The 19,239-nt window shown below is 65.5% G+C and carries 16 protein-coding genes; 10 read left to right on the top strand and 6 right to left on the bottom strand.

What is annotated here, in order from left to right; all coding sequences use genetic code 11:
- Positions 1–62: 62 nt before the first annotated feature.
- The 7 genes from ACFW0H_RS00830 to pcaC all read left to right on the top strand — a co-directional run bounded on the left by ACFW0H_RS00830 (position 63) and on the right by pcaC (position 7,242).
- On the top strand, positions 63–1,322 hold the full coding sequence (locus ACFW0H_RS00830) for an OprD family porin (RefSeq protein WP_422912009.1): 1,260 nt from the start codon (positions 63–65) through the stop codon (positions 1,320–1,322).
- A 294-nt stretch (positions 1,323–1,616) separates the two neighbouring features.
- Positions 1,617–2,465, top strand: a complete 849-nt coding sequence (locus ACFW0H_RS00825; RefSeq protein WP_422912008.1) for a CoA transferase subunit A — start codon at positions 1,617–1,619, stop codon at positions 2,463–2,465.
- Complete coding sequence (locus ACFW0H_RS00820) at positions 2,465–3,247, top strand: CoA-transferase subunit beta (RefSeq protein ID WP_422912007.1); 783 nt, start codon at positions 2,465–2,467, stop codon at positions 3,245–3,247. The genes ACFW0H_RS00825 and ACFW0H_RS00820 overlap by 1 nt, the downstream gene beginning before the upstream one ends.
- A complete protein-coding gene (pcaF, locus tag ACFW0H_RS00815) occupies positions 3,244–4,449 on the top strand; it encodes a 3-oxoadipyl-CoA thiolase (protein ID WP_422912006.1) in 1,206 nt (401 codons plus the stop codon). The genes ACFW0H_RS00820 and pcaF overlap by 4 nt, the downstream gene beginning before the upstream one ends.
- A 160-nt stretch (positions 4,450–4,609) precedes the next feature.
- On the top strand, positions 4,610–5,971 hold the full coding sequence (locus ACFW0H_RS00810) for a 3-carboxy-cis,cis-muconate cycloisomerase (RefSeq protein WP_422912005.1): 1,362 nt from the start codon (positions 4,610–4,612) through the stop codon (positions 5,969–5,971).
- Between the two features lie 9 nt (positions 5,972–5,980).
- Complete coding sequence (gene pcaD, locus ACFW0H_RS00805; protein WP_422912004.1) at positions 5,981–6,769, top strand: 3-oxoadipate enol-lactonase; 789 nt, start codon at positions 5,981–5,983, stop codon at positions 6,767–6,769.
- Positions 6,770–6,846: 77 nt separating this feature from the next.
- Complete coding sequence (gene pcaC, locus ACFW0H_RS00800) at positions 6,847–7,242, top strand: 4-carboxymuconolactone decarboxylase (RefSeq protein WP_422912003.1); 396 nt, start codon at positions 6,847–6,849, stop codon at positions 7,240–7,242.
- 202 nt (positions 7,243–7,444) lie between these two features.
- Here pcaC and ACFW0H_RS00795 read toward each other — a convergent pair whose 3' ends face one another.
- From ACFW0H_RS00795 to ACFW0H_RS00785, 3 genes are all read right to left on the bottom strand, one after another.
- Entirely contained in the window at positions 7,445–9,160 is a 1,716-nt protein-coding gene (locus tag ACFW0H_RS00795) for an FAD-dependent oxidoreductase (RefSeq protein ID WP_422912002.1), read from the bottom strand.
- A 267-nt stretch (positions 9,161–9,427) separates the two neighbouring features.
- Positions 9,428–10,693 (bottom strand): OprD family porin, encoded by a 1,266-nt coding sequence (locus ACFW0H_RS00790; protein ID WP_422912001.1) that lies wholly within the window; start codon positions 10,691–10,693, stop codon positions 9,428–9,430.
- 96 nt (positions 10,694–10,789) lie between these two features.
- A complete protein-coding gene (locus tag ACFW0H_RS00785) occupies positions 10,790–10,957 on the bottom strand; it encodes a hypothetical protein (RefSeq protein WP_422912000.1) in 168 nt (55 codons plus the stop codon).
- Between the two features lie 270 nt (positions 10,958–11,227).
- Between ACFW0H_RS00785 and ACFW0H_RS00780 the strand changes: the two genes are divergently transcribed.
- From ACFW0H_RS00780 to ACFW0H_RS00770, 3 genes are all read left to right on the top strand, one after another.
- On the top strand, positions 11,228–12,004 hold the full coding sequence (locus ACFW0H_RS00780) for an IclR family transcriptional regulator (RefSeq protein ID WP_422911999.1): 777 nt from the start codon (positions 11,228–11,230) through the stop codon (positions 12,002–12,004).
- A gap of 251 nt (positions 12,005–12,255) precedes the next feature.
- Positions 12,256–13,071 (top strand): sugar phosphate isomerase/epimerase family protein, encoded by an 816-nt coding sequence (locus ACFW0H_RS00775; protein ID WP_422911998.1) that lies wholly within the window; start codon positions 12,256–12,258, stop codon positions 13,069–13,071.
- A 52-nt stretch (positions 13,072–13,123) separates the two neighbouring features.
- Positions 13,124–14,002 (top strand): DMT family transporter, encoded by an 879-nt coding sequence (locus tag ACFW0H_RS00770; RefSeq protein WP_422911997.1) that lies wholly within the window; start codon positions 13,124–13,126, stop codon positions 14,000–14,002.
- A gap of 323 nt (positions 14,003–14,325) precedes the next feature.
- Here ACFW0H_RS00770 and ACFW0H_RS00765 read toward each other — a convergent pair whose 3' ends face one another.
- The 3 genes from ACFW0H_RS00765 to ACFW0H_RS00755 form a co-directional block, all read right to left on the bottom strand.
- The gene (locus tag ACFW0H_RS00765; protein ID WP_422911996.1) at positions 14,326–15,681 is read right to left on the bottom strand and encodes a DUF1329 domain-containing protein; all 1,356 of its coding nucleotides are present in this window, start codon (positions 15,679–15,681) and stop codon (positions 14,326–14,328) included.
- A gap of 9 nt (positions 15,682–15,690) precedes the next feature.
- Positions 15,691–17,385 (bottom strand): DUF1302 domain-containing protein, encoded by a 1,695-nt coding sequence (locus tag ACFW0H_RS00760; protein WP_422911995.1) that lies wholly within the window; start codon positions 17,383–17,385, stop codon positions 15,691–15,693.
- 255 nt (positions 17,386–17,640) lie between these two features.
- Positions 17,641–19,212: a sulfatase-like hydrolase/transferase gene (locus ACFW0H_RS00755; RefSeq protein ID WP_422911994.1), complete on the bottom strand. Its 1,572-nt coding sequence runs from the start codon at positions 19,210–19,212 to the stop codon at positions 17,641–17,643.
- Positions 19,213–19,239 lie beyond the last annotated feature (27 nt).

Below are 19,239 nucleotides of genomic sequence, written 5' to 3'. Positions count from 1 at the left end.
TGCCGAGCCCCGTCAGAGGGCCCGCGGGGGAGTCTTGTCCCAATAAAAACAAGAGTGACGTCATGACCAACAATACGAGCAAGCTGTGTGTACTGCTTTCCGCCGGCGTGGGCGCCGGCCTGGCCCAGGCCGCCGAGTCGGGCTTCATCGCCGACTCCACCGCCACCCTGCAGGCGCGCAATTACTACTTCAGCCGCGACTTCTCCGGTATCGTCGGCCCGAACAAGCAGTCCAAGGCCGAAGAGTGGGCCCAGGGCTTCATCCTCAACTTCAAGTCCGGCTACACGCCAGGCCCGGTGGGCTTCGGCCTGGACGCCATCGGTACCCTGGGCATCAAGCTGGACAGCAGCCCCGACCGGGTCAACACCGGCCTGCTTCCGGTGCAGGAGGATGGCCGGGCGGCGGATGACTACAGCCGCCTCGGGGTGGCCGGGAAGATGCGGCTGTCGAAGACCGAGCTGAAAGTGGGCGAGCTTCAGCCCAACCTGCCGGTGCTGGTGTTCAGCGATATCCGCCTGCTGCCGCCCAGCTACCAGGGCGCCAGCCTCACCTCCAGCGAAATCGCCGGCCTTACGCTGCAGGCCGGTCACCTGAACAGCACCAGCCTGCGCAACGAGGCCGGCGACGACAGGATCCAGGCCATGCTCGGCCACCTGCCGCAGCGCCAGGCCTCCAGCGATGCCTTCAACTACGCCGGCGGCGACTATGCCTTCAACGCCAACCGCACCACCCTGAGCGCCTGGTACGCCCAACTGGAGGACATCTACGACCAGCGCTTCTTCGGCCTCAAGCACAGCGAACCGGTGGGCAACTGGGTGCTGGGCGCCACTATCGGCTACTTCGACTCCAGCGAGGACGGCAAGAAGCTGATCGGCGCGATCGACAACCAGGCCTTCTACTCGCTGCTCTCGGCCAAACGCGGCGGCCATACCTTCTTTGTCGGTTACCAGGCCCTCTACGGCGACAGCTCCTTCCCGCGGGTGTTCGCCAACGTCAGCCCGCTGGGCAACGAGGTACCCACCTACGAGTTCGCCTTCGCCGACGAGCGTTCCTGGCAGCTGCGCTACGACTACGACTTCGCCGCCCTGGGCGTCCCCGGCCTGGTGGCCGGCACCCGCTACATCACCGGCGACAACGTGGATACCGGCCAGGGCTTCGAGGGCAAGGACTGGGAGCGCGACCTGGATGTCAGCTACGCCGTCCAGAGCGGCGCCTTGAAGGGCCTCGGCGTGCGCGTGCGCAACGTCACCGCGCGCTCCAACTACCGCACCGACATCGACGAGAACCGCTTGATCCTGTCCTACACCTGGACGCTGTTCTGATTTCGAGCGCCGTTGCCCGGCATGGGCACGGCCTGCTTTACCTGTAGGGGCGATTTCAATCGCCAAGCAGGCCGCAGGTCTGCCCTGTTCAGGCCAGAGGGGGCAGCTGCGCCGCCCTTGGCGAATGAATTCGCCCCTACAGCCGAAGCACCTCAGGTGCAGTCGTTAGCTTCGTACGCATGTGTTCGATAACCGCACGAATAGTCGATTATCGGATTGTTTCGAGGGTGGGGCAGGGGTACTTTTTCCTCACCCGGCGCTCCCAACGCCCTGGATAACAACACGAGATCGACCATGGCTGAAATCATTTCCCTCCGCGAAGCCGTCGAACGTTTCATCAACGACGGCGACAAAGTAGCCCTCGAGGGCTTCACCCACCTGATTCCCACTGCCGCGTCCCACGAGATCATCCGCCAGGGCAAGAAAGACCTGCACCTGGTGCGCATGACCCCCGATCTGGTCTACGACCTGCTGATCGGTGCCGGCTGCGCGCGCAAGCTGACTTTCTCCTGGGGTGGCAACCCCGGCGTGGGCTCGCTGCACCGCCTGCGTGACGCGGTGGAGAAGCAGTGGCCGAACGCCCTGGAAATCGACGAGCACAGCCATGCCGACCTGGCCAACTCCTACGTCGCCGGCGCCTCCGGCCTGCCGTTCGCCGTGCTGCGCGCCTATGCCGGCTCCGACCTGCCGAAGGTCAACCCGAACATCAAGTTCATCCAGTGCCCCTTCACCGGCGAGCAACTGGCGGCGGTGCCCTCGGTGCGCCCGGACGTCACCGTGATCCACGCACAGAAGGCCGACCGCAAGGGCAACGTGCTGCTTTGGGGCATCCTCGGCGTGCAGAAGGAAGCGGCCCTGGCGGCCAAGCGCTGCATCGTCACCGTGGAAGAGATCGTCGACGACCTGAACGCGCCGATGAACGCCTGCGTCCTGCCCACCTGGGCCCTGACCGCCGTCTGCCACGTGCCCGGTGGCGCCCATCCGTCCTACGCCCACGGCTACTACGAGCGCGACAACCGCTTCTACCAGGCCTGGGACCCGATCGCCCGCGACCGCGAAACCTTCACTGCCTGGATCGACGAGTACATCCGTGGCACCAAGGATTTTGCAGAGTTCAAAGCCAAGATTGCGGAGGCCAAGTGATGAGCGCCTACACCACAAATGAAATGATGACCGTGGCGGCTGCCCGCCGCCTGAAGAACGGCGCCGTCTGCTTCGTCGGCATCGGCCTGCCGTCCAAGGCCGCCAACCTGGCGCGCCTGACCTCGTCCCCGGACGTGGTGCTGATTTATGAATCCGGCCCCATCGGCGCCAAGCCCAGCGTGCTGCCGCTGTCCATCGGCGACGGCGAACTGGCGGAAACCGCCGACACCGTGGTGCCCACCGGCGAGATCTTCCGCTACTGGCTGCAGGGCGGGCGCATTGACGTCGGCTTCCTCGGCGCCGCCCAGGTGGACCGCTTCGGCAACATCAATACCACTGTGATCGGTGACTACAACAGCCCGAAAGTGCGCCTGCCGGGTGCTGGCGGTGCCCCGGAAATCGCAGGTTCCGCCAAGGAAGTGCTGATCATCCTCAAGCAGTCCCACCGCACCTTCGTCGACAAGCTGGCCTTCATCACTTCGGTGGGCCATGGCGAGGGCGGCGACCACCGCCAGCAGCTTGGCCTGCCCGGCAAGGGGCCGGTCGGCATCATCACCGACCTCTGCATCATGGAGCCGGAAGCCGGCACCAACGAATTCATCGTCACCTCGCTGCACCCGGGCGTGACTCGCGAGCAGGTGGTGGCCGCCACCGGCTGGCCGATCCGCTTCGCCGCCGAGCTCAAGGAAACCGTGGCGCCGAACGACGAGGAGCTGACCGCGTTGCGCGCCCTGGAAGCCCGCACCGCCGCCGCCCACGGCCAGCAAGGGGGTGAGGAATGAGCCGCGAGGTCTATATCTGCGACGCCATCCGTACGCCCATCGGCCGCTTCGGCGGCGGCCTGGCGCCGGTGCGCGCCGACGATCTGGCCGCCATCCCGATCAAGGCTCTGGTGGAGCGCAATCCCCAGGTCAAATGGGACGAGCTGGATGAGGTCTTCCTCGGCTGCGCCAACCAGGCCGGTGAGGACAACCGCAACGTGGCGCGCATGGCGCTGCTGCTGGCCGGCCTGCCCGACAGCATCCCCGGTGTGACCCTGAACCGCCTCTGCGCCTCCGGCATGGACGCGGTGGGCAGCGCCTTCCGCGCCATCGCCTCGGGTGAGATGGAGCTGGCCGTCGCCGGCGGTGTGGAGTCCATGTCCCGCGCGCCCTATGTGATGGGCAAGGCGGACAGCGCTTTTGGCCGCAGCCAGAAGATCGAAGACACCACCATCGGCTGGCGTTTCATCAACCCGCTGATGAAGGCCCAGTACGGCGTCGACGCCATGCCGCAAACCGCGGACAACGTCGCCGACGACTACCAGGTTTCCCGCGCGGACCAGGACCTGTTCGCCCTGCGCAGTCAGCAGCGCGCCGGCCGCGCCCAGGCTGAAGGTTTCTTCGCCGAGGAAATCGTCCCGGTGGTGATCAAGGGCAAGAAGAGCGAGACCGTGGTGGACCAGGACGAGCACCTGCGCCCTGACACCACCCTCGAAGCCCTGGCCAAGCTCAAGCCGGTCAACGGTGAAGGCAAGACCGTCACCGCTGGCAACGCCTCGGGCGTCAATGACGGCGCGGTGGCGCTGATCCTGGCCTCCGCCGACGCGGTGAAGAAGCACGGCCTGACCCCGCGTGCGAAAGTGCTCGGCATGGCCAGCGCCGGCGTCGCCCCGCGCGTCATGGGCATCGGTCCGGTGCCGGCGGTACGCAAGCTGATGGAGCGCCTGAACCTGGCCATCGGCGACTTCGACGTCATCGAACTGAACGAAGCCTTCGCCGCCCAGGGCCTGGCCGTGATGCGCGAGCTCGGCATCGCCGACGACAGCGACAAGGTCAATCCCAACGGCGGCGCCATCGCCCTCGGCCACCCGCTGGGTGCCAGCGGCGCGCGCCTGGTCCAGACCGCACTGCACCAGCTGGAGAAATCCGGCGGCAAGCTGGGCCTGGCGACCATGTGCGTGGGCGTGGGCCAAGGTCTTGCCCTGGCCATCGAGAAGGTCTGATCGAAGACTCGTCCCGTAGGGTGGGCTTCAGCCCACGCGGTTGTTCCGTGTGGTGGGCTGAAGCCCACCCTACGCATAAGTCGTTCCGCTGCTGTAAGGCTGGCCCCGAACGGCCAGCTGCTATACAACGAAACACCATCCCGAATTCCGGAGCACTGGCTTGAACAGCCCGAGCAACCAACTCTTCGATGCCTACTTCACGGCGCCCGCCATGCGCGCGGTCTTCTCCGACCAGGGCCGTGTGCAGGGCATGCTGGACTTCGAGGCCGCCCTGGCGCGCGCCGAGGCGAGCGTGGGGCTGATCCCCGCTGAAGCCGTGGCCCCCATCGAGGCCGCCTGCAAGGCCGATCTCTACGACTATTCCGCGCTGGCCCTGGCCATCACCACGGCCGGCAACTCCGCCATTCCGTTGGTGAAGGCCCTGGGCAAGCGTATCGCTGCCCAAAGTCCGGAAGCCGAGCGCTACGTGCACCTGGGCGCTACCAGCCAGGACGCCATGGACAGCGGCCTGGTGCTGCAACTGCGCAACGCCAGCACGCTGCTGGAGCGCGACCTCGCGACCCTGGCTGATGCCCTCGCTGTACAGGCCGAACGTCATGCCGACACGCCGCTGGCCGGGCGCACCTGGCTGCAGCAGGCCACGCCGGTCACCCTCGGCATGAAGCTGGCCGGGGTACTGGGCGCCGTCACCCGTCATCGCCAGCGCCTGGCCGAGCTGAAGCCGCGCCTGTTCTGCCTGCAGTTCGGCGGCGCCTCTGGCAGCCTGGCTGCTCTCGGTAGCCAGGCCTGGCCGGTGGCCGAAGCCCTGGCCCGCGAACTGGACCTGGACCTGCCCGACCAGCCCTGGCACACCCAGCGCGACCGTCTGGTGGAATTCGCCAGCCTGCTGGGCTTGATCGCCGGCAGCCTGGGCAAGCTCGGCCGTGACCTGAGCCTGCTGATGCAGACCGAGGCCGGCGAAGTCTTCGAACCCTCCGCGCCGGGCAAGGGCGGTTCCTCCACCATGCCGCACAAGCGCAACCCGGTAAGTGCCGCGGTGCTGATCGGCGCCGCCACCCGCGCGCCGGGTCTGGTTTCCACCATGTTCGCCGCCATGCCCCAGGAGCACGAGCGCAGCCTCGGCCTGTGGCACGCCGAATGGGAGACCCTGCCGGAGCTCTGCTGCCTCGTCTCCGGCGCCCTGCAACAGGCGCTGTTGCTGGTGCCGGGCCTGGAAGTGGACGCCGCGCGCATGCGCCGCAACCTCGACTTGACTCAGGGCCTGGTGCTGGCCGAGGCGGTGAGTATCGCCCTGGCCCAGCGCATCGGTCGCGACGCCGCCCACCACCTGGTGGAGCAATGCTGCCGTCAGGCGGTGAAGGAGGGCGCCCATCTGCGCACGGTGCTCGGCGGCCATGCCGAAGTCACCGCGCAACTTTCCGCCGCCGAGCTGGATCGCCTGCTCGACCCGGCCCATTACCTTGGCCAGGCGCGCCGCTGGGTAGAGCGCGCCATTGCCGACCACAAGCATTTCTCGCGCTAGGAGTTTTCCATGCCTGCCGTACGTCTCGCCGATGGCGACCTGAACTACCTCCTCGAAGGCCCGGCCGATGCGCCGGTGCTGGTGCTGTCCAACTCCCTGGGCACCGACCTGCACATGTGGGATGCGCAGATCCCGGCCTTCACCCGGCACTTCCAGGTGCTGCGCTACGACACCCGCGGCCACGGCCAGTCCCTGGTCAGCGAAGGCCCCTACAGCATCGAGCAACTGGGTCGCGATGTGCTGGCCCTGCTGGATGCCCTGGATATCCGGAAGGCGAGCTTCTGCGGCCTGTCCATGGGTGGCCTGATCGGCCAGTGGCTGGCGATCAACGCTCCCGAGCGCATCGAGCGCCTGGTGCTGTGCAATACCGCCGCCAAGATCGGCAGCCCGGAGGTCTGGAATCCGCGTATCGACACCGTGCTGTCCGGCGGTGCCCAGGCCATGCGCGACCTGCGCGATGCCTCCATTTCCCGCTGGTTCACCCCGGATTTCGCCGAGGCCCAGCCGGCCCAGGTCGAGCCCATCGTCGGCATGCTGGCGCAGACCTCGCCCGAGGGTTACGCGGCCAACTGCGCCGCCGTGCGTGACGCCGACTACCGCGAGCAGTTGGGCGCCGTTCGTGCGCCCACACTGATCGTCTGCGGCAGCGGCGACCCGGTGACCACCCCCTCGCACGGCCGCTTCATGCAGGAGCGCATCGCTGGCGCCGAGCTGGTGGAGTTCCACGCCGCGCACCTGTCCAACGTGCAGGCCGGTGATGCCTTCAGCCGCCGCGTGCTGGATTTCCTGACCCAGTAAACCCGCTGGTGCGCACGGCGCACCCTACCGCGATGTAGGGTGCGCCGTGCGCACCGAGTCTCGACCCGGAGTCTGAGATGGACGAGAAAGAACGTTACCAAGCCGGCATGCAGGTGCGCCGTGCTGTGCTGGGCGATGCCCATGTGGACCGCAGCCTGCAGAACCTGACGCCGTTCAATGAAGAGTTCCAGGAAATGATCACCCGCCATGCCTGGGGTGACATCTGGACCCGCCCGGGCCTGCCGCGCCACACCCGCAGCCTGATCACCATCGCCATGCTCATCGGCATGAACCGCGAGGGCGAGCTGAAGCTGCACCTGCGCGCCGCGAAGAACAACGGCGTGAGTCGCGACGAGATCAAGGAAGTGATCATGCAGAGCGCGATCTACTGCGGCATCCCGGCGGCCAACGCCACATTCCACCTGGCCGAGGCCGTGTGGGACGAGCTTGGGGTGGAATCGCTGCAAGGCTGATCCACCGCAAGACAGAACGCCGCCCGGACCACGCATCCGGGCGGCGTTTTTTATGGGTTGAAATTGTTGGGTGGCTTCGGGGGAACACCATCCTGTGGGGGCGAATTCATTCGCGATTGACCGCGAAGCGGCCCCATCGGCAGATAGGGCAGACTTTCGGCCTGCTTTCGCGATTGAAATCGCTCCTACAAAAGGCGGCTCATCACAGGTCACGTTCCGCCGCATGCTTGCCGGCGATGTAGCCGAAGGTCATCGCCGGACCGAGGTTGATACCGCCGGACGGGTAGTGCCCACCCAATACGCTGGCCATATCGGTGCCTGCCGCATAGAGCCCGGGAATCGGCTGGCCCTGGCCATCCAGCACCCGGGCGTTGCCATCGGTGCGCAGGCCGGCGAAGGTGCCGAAGCAGCCCGGCTGTACTTTGACGGCGTAGAAGGGGCCATGCTCGATGGGCGCGACGCAGGGGTTGGGACCGCTGTGCAGCGCGTCGCCGCTGCGGCGGTTGAAGGGCGTGCTGCCGCGGCCGAACGCCGGGTCCTCGCCGTGTCGGGCATGGTGATTGAATTCCTCCACCGTGGTGGTGAGGCCCGCCGGGTCGATGCCGCAGGCTTCGGCCAGTTCCGCCAGGCTATTGCCCCGCTTCAGGTAGCCATTGCGCAGGTGCGGCCAGAGGGGGATCGGGGACGGACGGGCAAAACCCAGGCCATAGCGGCGCTGAAAACGATGGTCACAGACCAGCCAGGAGCAGGCTTCCTCGGCTTCGGGTACGGCCTTGAGCATGGCGTCGACATAGTCGTAGTAGCCGCCGGCCTCGTTGACGAAGCGCCGTCCGTTCTTCAGTACGCCGATGATGCCGGGCTTGCCGCGGTCGATGATGTGCGGGAAGTGCCCGAAGCTGCCGTCGGGGTAGGGCACCCTGGACACCGGCGCCCAGGCCACTGGCGAGCGCAGGTCGTCGGCCACCGCACCGCCGGCGGACTCGCCCAGGCGCAGGCCGTCACCGGAGCAGGCATGCGGGGGCAGGGCGAGGTTGTCGTAGCCGCTGGCATCGCGGGGGAACATCGCCTTGCGCCGTGCCGGGTCGTTGGGAAAGCCGCCGGCGGCCAGCACCACCGCCTTGGCGTGGATCTCCAGTTCCTGGCCATCACGCACCACCACCGCCCCGCGCACGGCGCCGTCTTCGCGGAGCAGGCGGCGGGCCGGCGTGGACTCCATCAGCGTCACCCCGAGGTCGGTGGCGGACCTGGCGAGCCGCGCCACCAGCGCTACGCCGTTTACCAGGTGCATGGCGCGGCCATAGCGGGCCAGGTGGTAAAGGTGACTGGTGAAGCGCCGGGTGACATGGACAAAGGCGCGCGGGGAGCGGGTCATGGCGAGGAAGGCGGCGAGATCCGCCCCGGCCATGATCGGCATGCCCAAGAAGGAAGTCTCGCGCATGGTCTTGCGCAGGCGCGGCAGCAGGTCCAGCACCTCGCGGCCGTCGTAGGGTGCGGCGATCACCTGGTGGCCGCCGGTGGCGGCGCCAGGTGTGTCGCCGTGCATGTCGGGAATTCCATTGCCGTCGACGAACTGCAGCGCGGTGTGCCGCTCGAAGAAGTCGACCATGTCCGGGCAAGCCTGAAGGAAGGCGTCCACCAGTTCGGGGCGGAAGTGCTCGCCGAGTTCGTTGCGCAGGTAGGTGCGCGGCTGCTCGATGTCCTCATGGATGCCGGCGCGACGGGCCAGCGGGTTGCGCGGCACCCACATCCAGCCGCCGGACCAGGCGGTGGCGCCGCCGAACACCGGCGCCTTTTCCACCAGCACCACCTTCTGGCCGTGGTGAGCGGCGGTCACCGCGGCGGCCAGGCCGGCGGCGCCCGAACCTACGACCAGCAGGTCGCAATCGAGGCTGTGTTGGGTGGTGCTTTCGGCAGGCATTGGGCAATTCCTTAATTAGTGGAACGTAGTTCCATATTCTATGGCTGGCCTTGGCCGCGACCAAGGCCGCCAACGGGCAAGTGGCCGATCAGCGAACACAAAGGCCGGATTCCCGTCGATATCGGTAGGGTGCGCCGTGCGCACCAGCCAGTCCGTGCAGGAACATCGGTGCGCGCAGCGCACCCTACGTGGAGCCGGCTGGCAGGGCCCATAAAAAAGCCCGCCAGAAGGCGGGCCGAGGGACTTTAAGCACGCTTGCCAAAGGATTCAGAGCAACGAGAGCGGGTAGCTGATGATCAGGCGGTTTTCGTCGAAGCTGGTGTTGCTGCCCCAGTCGCGGCGCATGGTGGAGTTGCGCCACTTCACGCTCAGGGCCTTGAAGGCGCCGGATTGCACGACGTAAGCCAGCTCGCTTTCCCGGCCCCATTCCTCGCCATCGTGCACCGCGCCGACATGCACATGGTCGCCACTGAGGTAGCGGTTCATCAAGGTCAGGCCGGGAACGCCGAGGGCGGCGAAGTTGTAGTCGTGGCGGACCTGCCAGGAGCGCTCGCCGGCGTTGTCGTAGCTGGAGTTGTAGCTGTCGTTGGCCAGGGTCCCGCCGCTGGTGCCATTGACGCGCATCCAAGCATCGTCACCACTGACCTTCTGCAGGCCGACAAAGAAGGTGTTGGCGCCGTACTTGGCGGAGAACAGGCCGGACCAGGTGCGGTTGTCCAGGTCGCCGGCCAGGGCGCTGCCGTCTTCCTTGCCGGTGAAGTAACCGAGGTTGGCGCCCAGGGTCCAGTCGCCGATGGGCTGGCTGTGCACCAGTTGGGCGAACTGCTGCTGGTAGATGTCCTTCAGCTCGGCATTCCACAGGCCCACCAGGGTGCGACCGTCGTTGAAGGCGTACTCGCCACCGACGAAATTGAAACGGTCGGAGGTGAAGGCGGGCCTGCCGTTCATGGACATGTCTTCCATGCTGGCGTCGTTGCGTGGGCTGTTGCCGCGGAACTGGCCGCCGTAGACGGTCAGGCCGTCGATTTCCTTGGAGGTCACCTGGCCGCCCTGGAAGGTCTGCGGCAGGGAACGGCCATCGTCGGCGCGCAGGATCGGCAGTACCGGCATCCACTCGCCCACCTTCAGCTCGGTCTTCGACACTCGCATCTTGCCGGCTACCGCGAGGCGGCCGAAGTCGTCGGCGGGGCGGCCATCGTCATGCACCGGCAGCAGCTGGGTGCCCTTGGTGCCCCGGCCGCCGTCGAGCTTGACCGACAGCAGGCCGAGGGTGTCGATACCCAAGCCCACGGTGCCTTCGGTGAAGCCGGATCTGGCGTCGAGGATGAAGCTCTGGGTCCACTCCTCGGCCTTGCCCTGGGTGGCCGAGTCGCCGACGAAGTTGCGGTTCATGTAGAAGTTGCGCAGGTTCAGGGTCGCCGTGGCGTCTTCCACGAAGCCATGCTCCTCGGCGGCCCGGGCGGGCAGGGCGGCCGCGGCGATGGCAGTGGCGAGGATGCAGGGAAGGTAGGGCTGGCGGCTGGAGAGATTCATGCTCGGTCTTGCCTCTGTGATTGTTGTTTTCGGGTGCGCAGACGCCCCTTCGCGGCGGGTGCGCGAATGCGGCTCGGAACTGGGGCTAGGGGTGCGTCAGCGGGCTTTGCGGTGCGAGATCAGGCGCGCGATGCAGCGTTGCAGACGCTCGCCCATGGGCTTGCCGCCGGCCAGCTGGACCAGGGCGACGGAGGCGAAGGAAGACGCACAGTCGAAAACGGACCCGGAAACGGGCCAGGCGGGAGAAGTGCTTGGCTGGAACATCGTCGTGGACCTTTCTTGTATTTATGGAAAGTCGAGGCGCTGCTGAAATCGCAGGCTGGTTGCGACAGCGCCTCGACCATGGAGCCGATAGTGGGATGCAGCAGCCCTCTGATTCAATTCGCGGGAAACGCTTCTGTTCGATTATCGAACTGAAACTAACCGTTTCGTACATTATTCGAGAAAGCGGTTCAACCCAGGGTCGAAGTTCCAGGTTTCTCGCCAGCGGCGTTGTCTTCTAGAATCGGCGCACATTCACCAGGATCAGGTCCTATGGCTGGTAGTCAGATCGAACGCGCCTTCAATCTCTTGGAGCGCCTCACCACCGACCCGCGCGGCCTGCCGATGCAGACCCTGGCGGATGAGCTGGATATCCCCAAGAGCGCTACCCACCGCATGCTAGCGGAACTGATCCGCCTTGGTTATGTGCGGCAGAACCCGGAAAACAGCCGCTACCAGCTGTCCACCCGGCTGGTGGCCATGGCGTTCCGCTACCTCGCCAACAGCGGCGCGGACATCGTCCAGCCGATTCTCGACCGCCTGGCCCAGGAGAGCGGAGAATTGGTGCGCCTGGGGGTGATCGACGGCGACCACCTGACCTGGATCGTCAAATCCCAGGGCGCCCGTTCCGGCCTGCGCTACGACCCGGACATGGGCCGCGACGCGCCGCTGTTCTACACCGCCTCCGGCCATGCCTGGCTGGCCAGTCTGAGCGATGCCGAGGCGCTGCTGCTGGTGGAGCGCCAGGGCGTCGCCGACCCCAAGGACTTCGGCCCCAACGCCCCGCGCTCCAACATCGAGTTGCTGGAGCGCCTGCGCCTGGCCCGCGAGCGCGGTTATGCCTGGGTGGTGGAAAGCTCGTCGGTGGGCATGTCGGCCCTGGCGGCGGCGGTGCGCGATCCGCGTACCGGCAAGGCCATCGGCGTACTCAGCGTCGCCGGCCCCACCGCGCGCCTGCCGGAGGAGCGCATGCACGAACTGGCGCCGCTGCTGCTGGCGGCCACGGCCGAACTGTCGGCGGCGAGCCAGGCTTCCGAGTTCTTCGTCTGAGTCTCCTTCTCCCGGCCCTGTAGGAGCGAATTCATTCGCGAAATGGCGGCATCGCCGCGGCCCGACCTGTGCTTGGCAGGCCTGCGGCCTGCTTCGCGATTGAAATCGCTCCTACATTTGAATCCTCGCATTGCCCTTGGCTGCTGGTGAATCTTCTCGCCATCGGAAGGCCGCATTTTCTTCTTGCGATAATCTGGAACCAAGTTCTAAATATCGCAAATCCAATTGTGGAACTGGATTCCGAGAAGAATATGACCGAACGCATTTTTTCCCTCGCAGCACTCACCGTCCTCGAACTCTCGCCACCGGACATGGTGGAAGCCGCCGCACGGACCGGATACAGCCACGTCGGCCTGCGTCTGGTCCCGGCCACGCCCGAGGAACATCACTTTCCGCTGGTGGCCGATGCCGGGCTGCGCCGCCAGACCCGGGAGCGCCTGCGCGACACCGGAGTGAAGGTCCTGGATATCGAGATCCTGCGCCTGAAGGCGGAAACCCGCATCGCCGACTTCCTGCCGGTGCTGGAAGTCGGCGCCGAGTTCGGCGCCACCGAGGTGCTGGTAGCCGGCAACGATGGTGACGAGGCGCGCCTGACCGACAACTTCGCTGCCTTCTGCGACCTCGCAGCGCCCCATGGGATTCACCCCAGCCTGGAGTTCATGCCCTGGACCGACGCCCGCGACCTGACCCAGGCCGTGCGCATCGTCGAGAACGCCGGCCGCGCCAACGGCGGGGTGCTGGTGGACGCCTTCCACTTCAATCGCTCGGCTTCGCGTCTGGGGGACCTTGCCCGGGTGGCGCCGGCGCGCCTGCGCTATGCGCAGCTCTGCGACGTGGCCGGTCCGCGCCCGGACGACATGGACGAGATACTCCGCCAGGCGCGCAATGAACGGCGTTTTCCCGGCGACGGCGACAGCGATCTGGTCGGTCTGTTGCGCACGTTGCCGGCGAGCATCCCGTTGAGCCTGGAAATCCCCACCCGCCAGCTGATGGAGCAGGGCGTCAGTGGTCTGGAGCGCGCCCGGATCGCGATGGAAAAGGCGCGCACGCTGATCGACCGGATCTGAGATTTCACCCTTCACGCGGCCGGCCGGGCCGCGTTCTTTTTTCGAGAAACCCATGACCGCCAGTACCCCGCTGTCCGGAGCCAACCAACCGCTGCGGGGGATCCTGCTGGTAGTGTTGGCCACTTTCCTTTTCGCCGGGCACGACGCCCTTTCCAAACACCTCGGCAGCCTCTACCCGGTGGTGATGGTGGTCTGGGCTCGCTACCTGGTGCATACGTTGCTGATGGCGGCGATCTTCGTGCCCCAGGCGGGGCTGCGTGTGCTGCGCACCCGCCGGCCATTCCTGCAGACGCTGCGAGCCCTCAGTCTGCTCAGCACCAGCCTCCTGTTCACCGCCGGGCTGCAGTACATCCCGCTGGCGGAGGCCACCGCGGTCAACTTTCTCGCCCCGGTGCTGGTGACCGCGCTCTCGGTGCCGCTGCTGAAAGAACGGGTCAGCCTCGGCCAATGGACGGCGGTGGAGATGGGTTTCGTCGGTGTGCTGGTGATCGTCCACCCCGGCGGCGAACTCTTCACCCCGGCCATCCTGTTGCCGTTCGGCTCGGCCCTGGGCTTCTGCTTCTACCAACTGCTCACCCGCAAGCTGGCCGCCCACGACAGTCCCACCACCAGCAACTTCTTTGCCGGCCTGTGCAATACCCTGATGATGAGCGTCCTGGTGCCCTTTTTCTGGCAACTGCCGAGCCTGGGCAATGGCCTGCTGATGCTGGCCCTGGGCGGCGCGGGCATGACGGCGCATCTGCTGCTGACCCAGGCCTTTCGCCTCGCCGCCCCGGCACTGCTCGCACCCTTTGGCTACTGCCAGATCGTCTTCGCCGGGCTGTTCGGCTTGCTGATCTTCGCCCACACCCCCGACGCCACCACCCTGGTGGGCATCGCCATCATCTGCCTGAGCGGACTGGGTGCGGCCTGGATGCAGCGTCGCGGATAACGAGCGCTGTTCAGGCCCAGCAGCGGCAGATTCCTTTGAATCTGGGAATGAGTAATCGGCTCTGCCTGTTACGACTCAGGTTGTCTGGCTGGAGCGATGGAGGTGACCGGGTAGGCCAAGTGCAGGTGTCACGCCCCAGGTGAACCTGGTGAACCACGTTCTCAGAACGTGGCCATGAGTAGCCGGCCCCGCCTGTTACGGTGCAAGTGGTTTGGATAGAGCGATGCAGGTGCTGTGCGCATGCAACACGAACATCGTCACGTCTCTGTGGCGATCCTCGAATGGCGGTGCCGCTCCAGACTGAGTGGCACCGCCATCCGGTCTCAGCGCACGCCGTCCTGGCGCAGTTTCGCCGGAGTGAAGTCGCTCGGTTGCAGAGCGATATTGAAGTCGTAGGGGACTTCTTCGTTGGTCAGGGTGCCGATGGTGTAGCGGCCGGAGATCAGGTCGTAGAGACCGATACCGGCCGACCAGACCAGTGGCTGGTCGTAGTAGTTGATGCTGAAGGCTTCGCCCACCCGCCAGAGGGTGTCGCGGTTGTCGTAGTGGTCGGAAACCAGGATCTGATAGCTGTCCTCATCCAGGTAGAGATCACGCTGCTTGTAGACATGCCGGACGCCCGCCTTCAGGACCCCGCGGACATGCCAGACGCGATGCAGCTCGTAGCGCGGCAGGTCCGCATTGACGTGCCCGGGCTTGATTATGTCGCTGTATTTGTTGCTCTTGGCGGCGAAGCGATAGTTGTTGTAGGGCACGTACATCTCCTGCTTGCCCACCAGTTGCCAGTCGTAGCGATCCGGTGATCCGGAGAACATATCGCCGTTGTCATTGGTGGCCATCCCGTCCGAGGAAGGGTTGTCATAGGCATAGTTGGGCATGCGCCGCACGCGACGTTGGCCGGTGTTGTAGGACCAGGCCAGGCGTGGGTTCTTGACCTGGTTGATGGGCTCATGCACCAGGGTTTCCTGCCCCGCCTTGCGCGCGGGGGCCAGGATCGACTGGCGGTAGTAGAGCAGCACGTTTCCATTCGCCTTGCCGTAGTCGGAGACGTCCTGGTTGAACATCGCGACCTCCATCACCTTGTTCAACTGATAGTCGCCGTTGAGTTGCGGCTGCGCGCCGGCGTAGTAGCGTTTGACGCCTTCTCCGCGATAGCGCATCAGGTGGTTCCACACCAGTTCCAGGCCCGAAGAGGGAATCGGGAACGGCGTCGCGTTCCTGGTATCGGCGACGCCGTTGCCGTCTTCGATCAGCTTGGCGTTGAGCGCATTCTCCTTGACCATCGCGTATACGGCGTCCGAGTAGGAGGCCGAACGGTGCGTCGGATAGACCTCCATTTTCCGGCTGTTCGGATAGCGCTTGAGCAGTGCCAGCTGGCCCGGGCTGAGTTTGTCGCGGTACTCCTCGGCATTGGCGGCCGTGATGGTGAACAGCGGTTTGTCGGCGGCATAGGGGTCACGGTAGCCGCCCGCCGGATCCAGCGCATCGTTGCGCTGGGCGAGGCCGCCATCCCAGGCCGGAATGGTGCCCGCGGCATTGCCTGCCTTCTGTGCACCGAGCGGGGTGAGGTCCTGGCCGAGGCGCGCCGCCTGGGTGGCGTCCACCTGGGCCTGCAGCAGCGGGGAGGCCAGCATGGCGACGACCAGGAGACTGGTGTTGAAGCACTTTGAACTAAACATGATGCCTCCTCAGAAGCTGTACTTGACGTTGAAGGAAAGGAAATCGCGGTCGCCGTTGTCGCCGCCGGTGTAGTCGACATAGCGCACACCGACGGTGAACTGGTCCTGGTAGATGGCGTCGACACCCAGGGACGTGCTCCAGGCTTCTTCGTTCAGGCCGTTGGTCAAGGTGGGCGCGACGCCATTGAAGGTGCGCCCATGACTCACGCTGGGCACCAGGCTGAAGATGTTGAACACGTTGTTGTAGGTCAGCGAGAGGCCGGCGGTGGCGCCGTAGGCACTGCTGGTGACTTCGCCGTAGTCGACGTCCGACTCCAGCCCCATCACGCGGCTGGCGACTACTTCCGCCTGCAGGTTGGCCGCGTCGGCGCCCAGCACCGCGCCGATGTTGCGGATGGTGCCGAGCGAGAGCTGGTACATCTCCTTCTCGCGGAACCCGTCGAGGTGCGTGCCGGCCGGCCTGCCCGCCGGATTCGACAGGGCCGCGCGCAGCAGCGCCGAGGGCGACAGGGCGATGGCCGCATTGTGCCGATAGGTCAGCTCGCCGAACAGCGACTGTCCGCCGAAGAAACCGTCACCGCCGATCGTGGTGTTGAAGCTGGCACCGTACAATTCACGGTGCTCCAGGTACTCGGCATGGTAGGTGGCGGTGCTGGGGATCGGGACGGTCCCACGCTTCTGCGCCACGGTGGCGCCGACCTGCGGCAGCTGGGAGCTATAGCGCAGGTGATAGAAACCGAATTCGGTATCGTTCAGCGCCGGAGCGTACCAGCGCAGCGCCACGCCGAACTGCGCTGCGTCGTCGGCATCGACGTCCGACGTACGCGGCACGAACTGGAAGGGTGAGGCGCCCGGCACCGACGGATTGTCGAACGCTCCCGCGGCCACGTAGTCGCAGCCCTCGCCGATGAAGTCGTTGCTGGAGAAATAGGTGCCGCAGACGTCGACCTTGGTCGCTTCCCAGGCCCAGCCCGGCTGGTAGTAGGCTTCCACCGTAAGGCTATCGCTCAGCTCATAGGAGCCGTATCCCATGAAGGTCGGCAGAAACGCCTCTTTCAGTTCCGAACCCGGCGCCCTCAGCGCGCCGAGGTCGAGCGGGTTGGTCGCGCCGATGCCGTTCTGGTAGAAGAGGCCTTCGCCCCAGTTGATGACCTGACGTCCCAGGCGCGCGTTGAGATTGCGCTCACTGACGGTCCAGCGGCCATACACGAAGGCATCCAGCAGGTCGATGGAGGAACCGGCCTGATCCAGGCCATCGGCGGGAATCTGCCGATGACGCCGCTCGTCATCCTCCAGCTCGAAGTCGTAGAAGGCGCGGCCACGGACGAACAGGCCATAGGAATCGCGGTATTTCAGGCCCAGCTCCGAGACCATCTTGGCCACCTGGGAGAAGACTTCGCCCTTGCGAAAGTTGAGATCGCCATCGTCCTTGTTGATCTTGTCGCCATTGGCGCCGGTGCCGCCGTTGGCCCGCGCGATCAGCTTGCTGTCCTGCCCTTCCGCGCGGTAGCTCACACCATAGGAAAGCGTGGTATCCAGGGAGCCGGCCCAGTCGTCCGAATGGAACTGGAAGGCCTGCGCCACCCCGAGAGGCAGGGCCAGCATTGCCGCCCCCGCCAGCGAGACTCCCATCAACTTTCCGTTGCACCTGCGCAGGGCGAGCCGGCCGAAGTCGACCGACTTGCCATCAATCAACGCATTCATCGTCACTACCTTTATTTTTATTGTCGATTTGCAGGCCGGTGCCTGCATGGAAGTCGTGTTCAGTCAGGGGCGCCGTGGCGAGGGGAAGGCTTGCAGGCGCGGATTCCTGAAAACTATCCGACTGGATAAATATGTGAATTGCCCGCTACCTTGTCAATGCCCCCGTGGCGAAAGGGGACGTCGAAAGCTGCCGGTGCGCAGAAAGAAAATTCGCGATATGCGCACCGGCAGCGGGAGCAGTCGGCGTTGAGGTCGCTATTGCTTGAGGCTCTGCAAGACAAGGTCAAAACGCGGCGGGGCTTTGCTGATCGATTGCTCGAATGCTTCCGCATTCTTGAGCAGGCGCTGAACGATGGCCGGCTGCTTCGCGGCCTGGTCGTATTTCTCGCCTGGGTCGCTGCCCAGGTTGTACAGGGTAGGGGGATTCAGCTTCCCTTCATGTCCGCCGATACGCGCACTCGATTCATGGATGTTGAGTTTCCACTCACCCTCTCTCCAGGCCATCAGCTTGCCGCCAAGGTAATAGGGCAGGGCGGTGCGCGGGCTCTCGCGTCGGCCCTTGAGCGTTTCGGAAAGATCGACGCCATCCAGCTCGATCGCCGGAACCCTGGCCCCGGCCAGCGCCGAGAAGGTCGGCAGCAAGTCGTACGCAGCCCCTATGCCGTGTACCACTGCAGGCTTGATCACTCCGGGCTGCCAGAAGATCGCGGGAACCCTGACGCCACCCTCGTAGGTAGACTTCTTGCCCTCCCGCAAGACTCCCGCCGAGCCCACCAGCTCTTCAAACCGCAGCCAGGGTCCGTTGTCACTCACGAACACCACCAGCGTGTTCTTGTCGTTGCCACTCCGTCGCAATGAGTCGAGCACCCGTCCGACACTGTGATCGAGCTCGGCTATCGCATCGCCCAGTCGCCCACCTTTGCTGGTTCCTTCGAATTCAGGGCCGGCGAAGTGAGGGAGGTGCGGCTTCTCGTAGCCCACCCAGACGAAGAAGGGTTGCTCATGTGGTTGGCTGACGTAGTTGACTACTTGATCGGTCAGTCGCCTGTTGTAGGTCTTCTGGTCAATGGGGCGTTCGAGCACCTGGTCCTCGAATCGAACCTGGCCGTCGACCTCCACCCGGTCGCTCTTGACCAGGGGAATGTTCCACATCCCGCTCTTGGGCTCGGTAAAGCTCGCCGTCGCCTGGGCCAGGTATTCGGCATACAGCTTCTGCGGCGACTCGCCGGCCAGGGCGCGCTTGCGCAGCTCCTCGGGCGTCACGCCGCCAACGAAGTAGCCGTCGTTGGACATGGGAGTGCCCCACCAGGTGTCGAAACCTGACCGGGTCGGATAGGCCGCAGTGGAGTCGCCCAGGTGCCATTTGCCGAACAACGCCGTGCGGTAGCCGCTGTCCTTGAGGAGCTGCGCGAGCGTCACCTCCTTGTCGAGGAAAGTGTTCGGATCGTTTTCGATGACGACGTTGTTATGGACACCGTACATACCCGTTCGCGTTTCGACACGGCCGGTCAACATCGCCCCCCGACTCGGCGAACAGACCGGCGAGCTCACGTAGAAATCGGTCCAGCGCTGTCCTTCCTGGGCCATCTGGTCGAGGTTCGGGGTTTCGAGCACGGGGTTGCCATAGCTGGCCAAGTCCCCCCAGCCCATGTCGTCGGCGACCAGCAGGATCATGTTGGGGCTGCTGGTGGCGGGAGTCGCTTGCGCCTGCATCGAGCTCAGCGCACAGACACTCAACGCCGCCAGCGCGGTGATGAGTTTGCGTTTTACGTGCAGAGGTGGCAGTTGCCCCGCGAGTGGCCGGGCGAAAGAGGCAGAGTGCTTCATCCTTTGGATTCCTGTTGTTTCGACATC

Source organism: Metapseudomonas cellulosilytica, assembly GCF_049334135.1.
In the GTDB taxonomy this organism is placed as follows: domain Bacteria; phylum Pseudomonadota; class Gammaproteobacteria; order Pseudomonadales; family Pseudomonadaceae; genus Metapseudomonas.
This window is presented reverse-complemented; position numbering and strand designations above follow the sequence as displayed.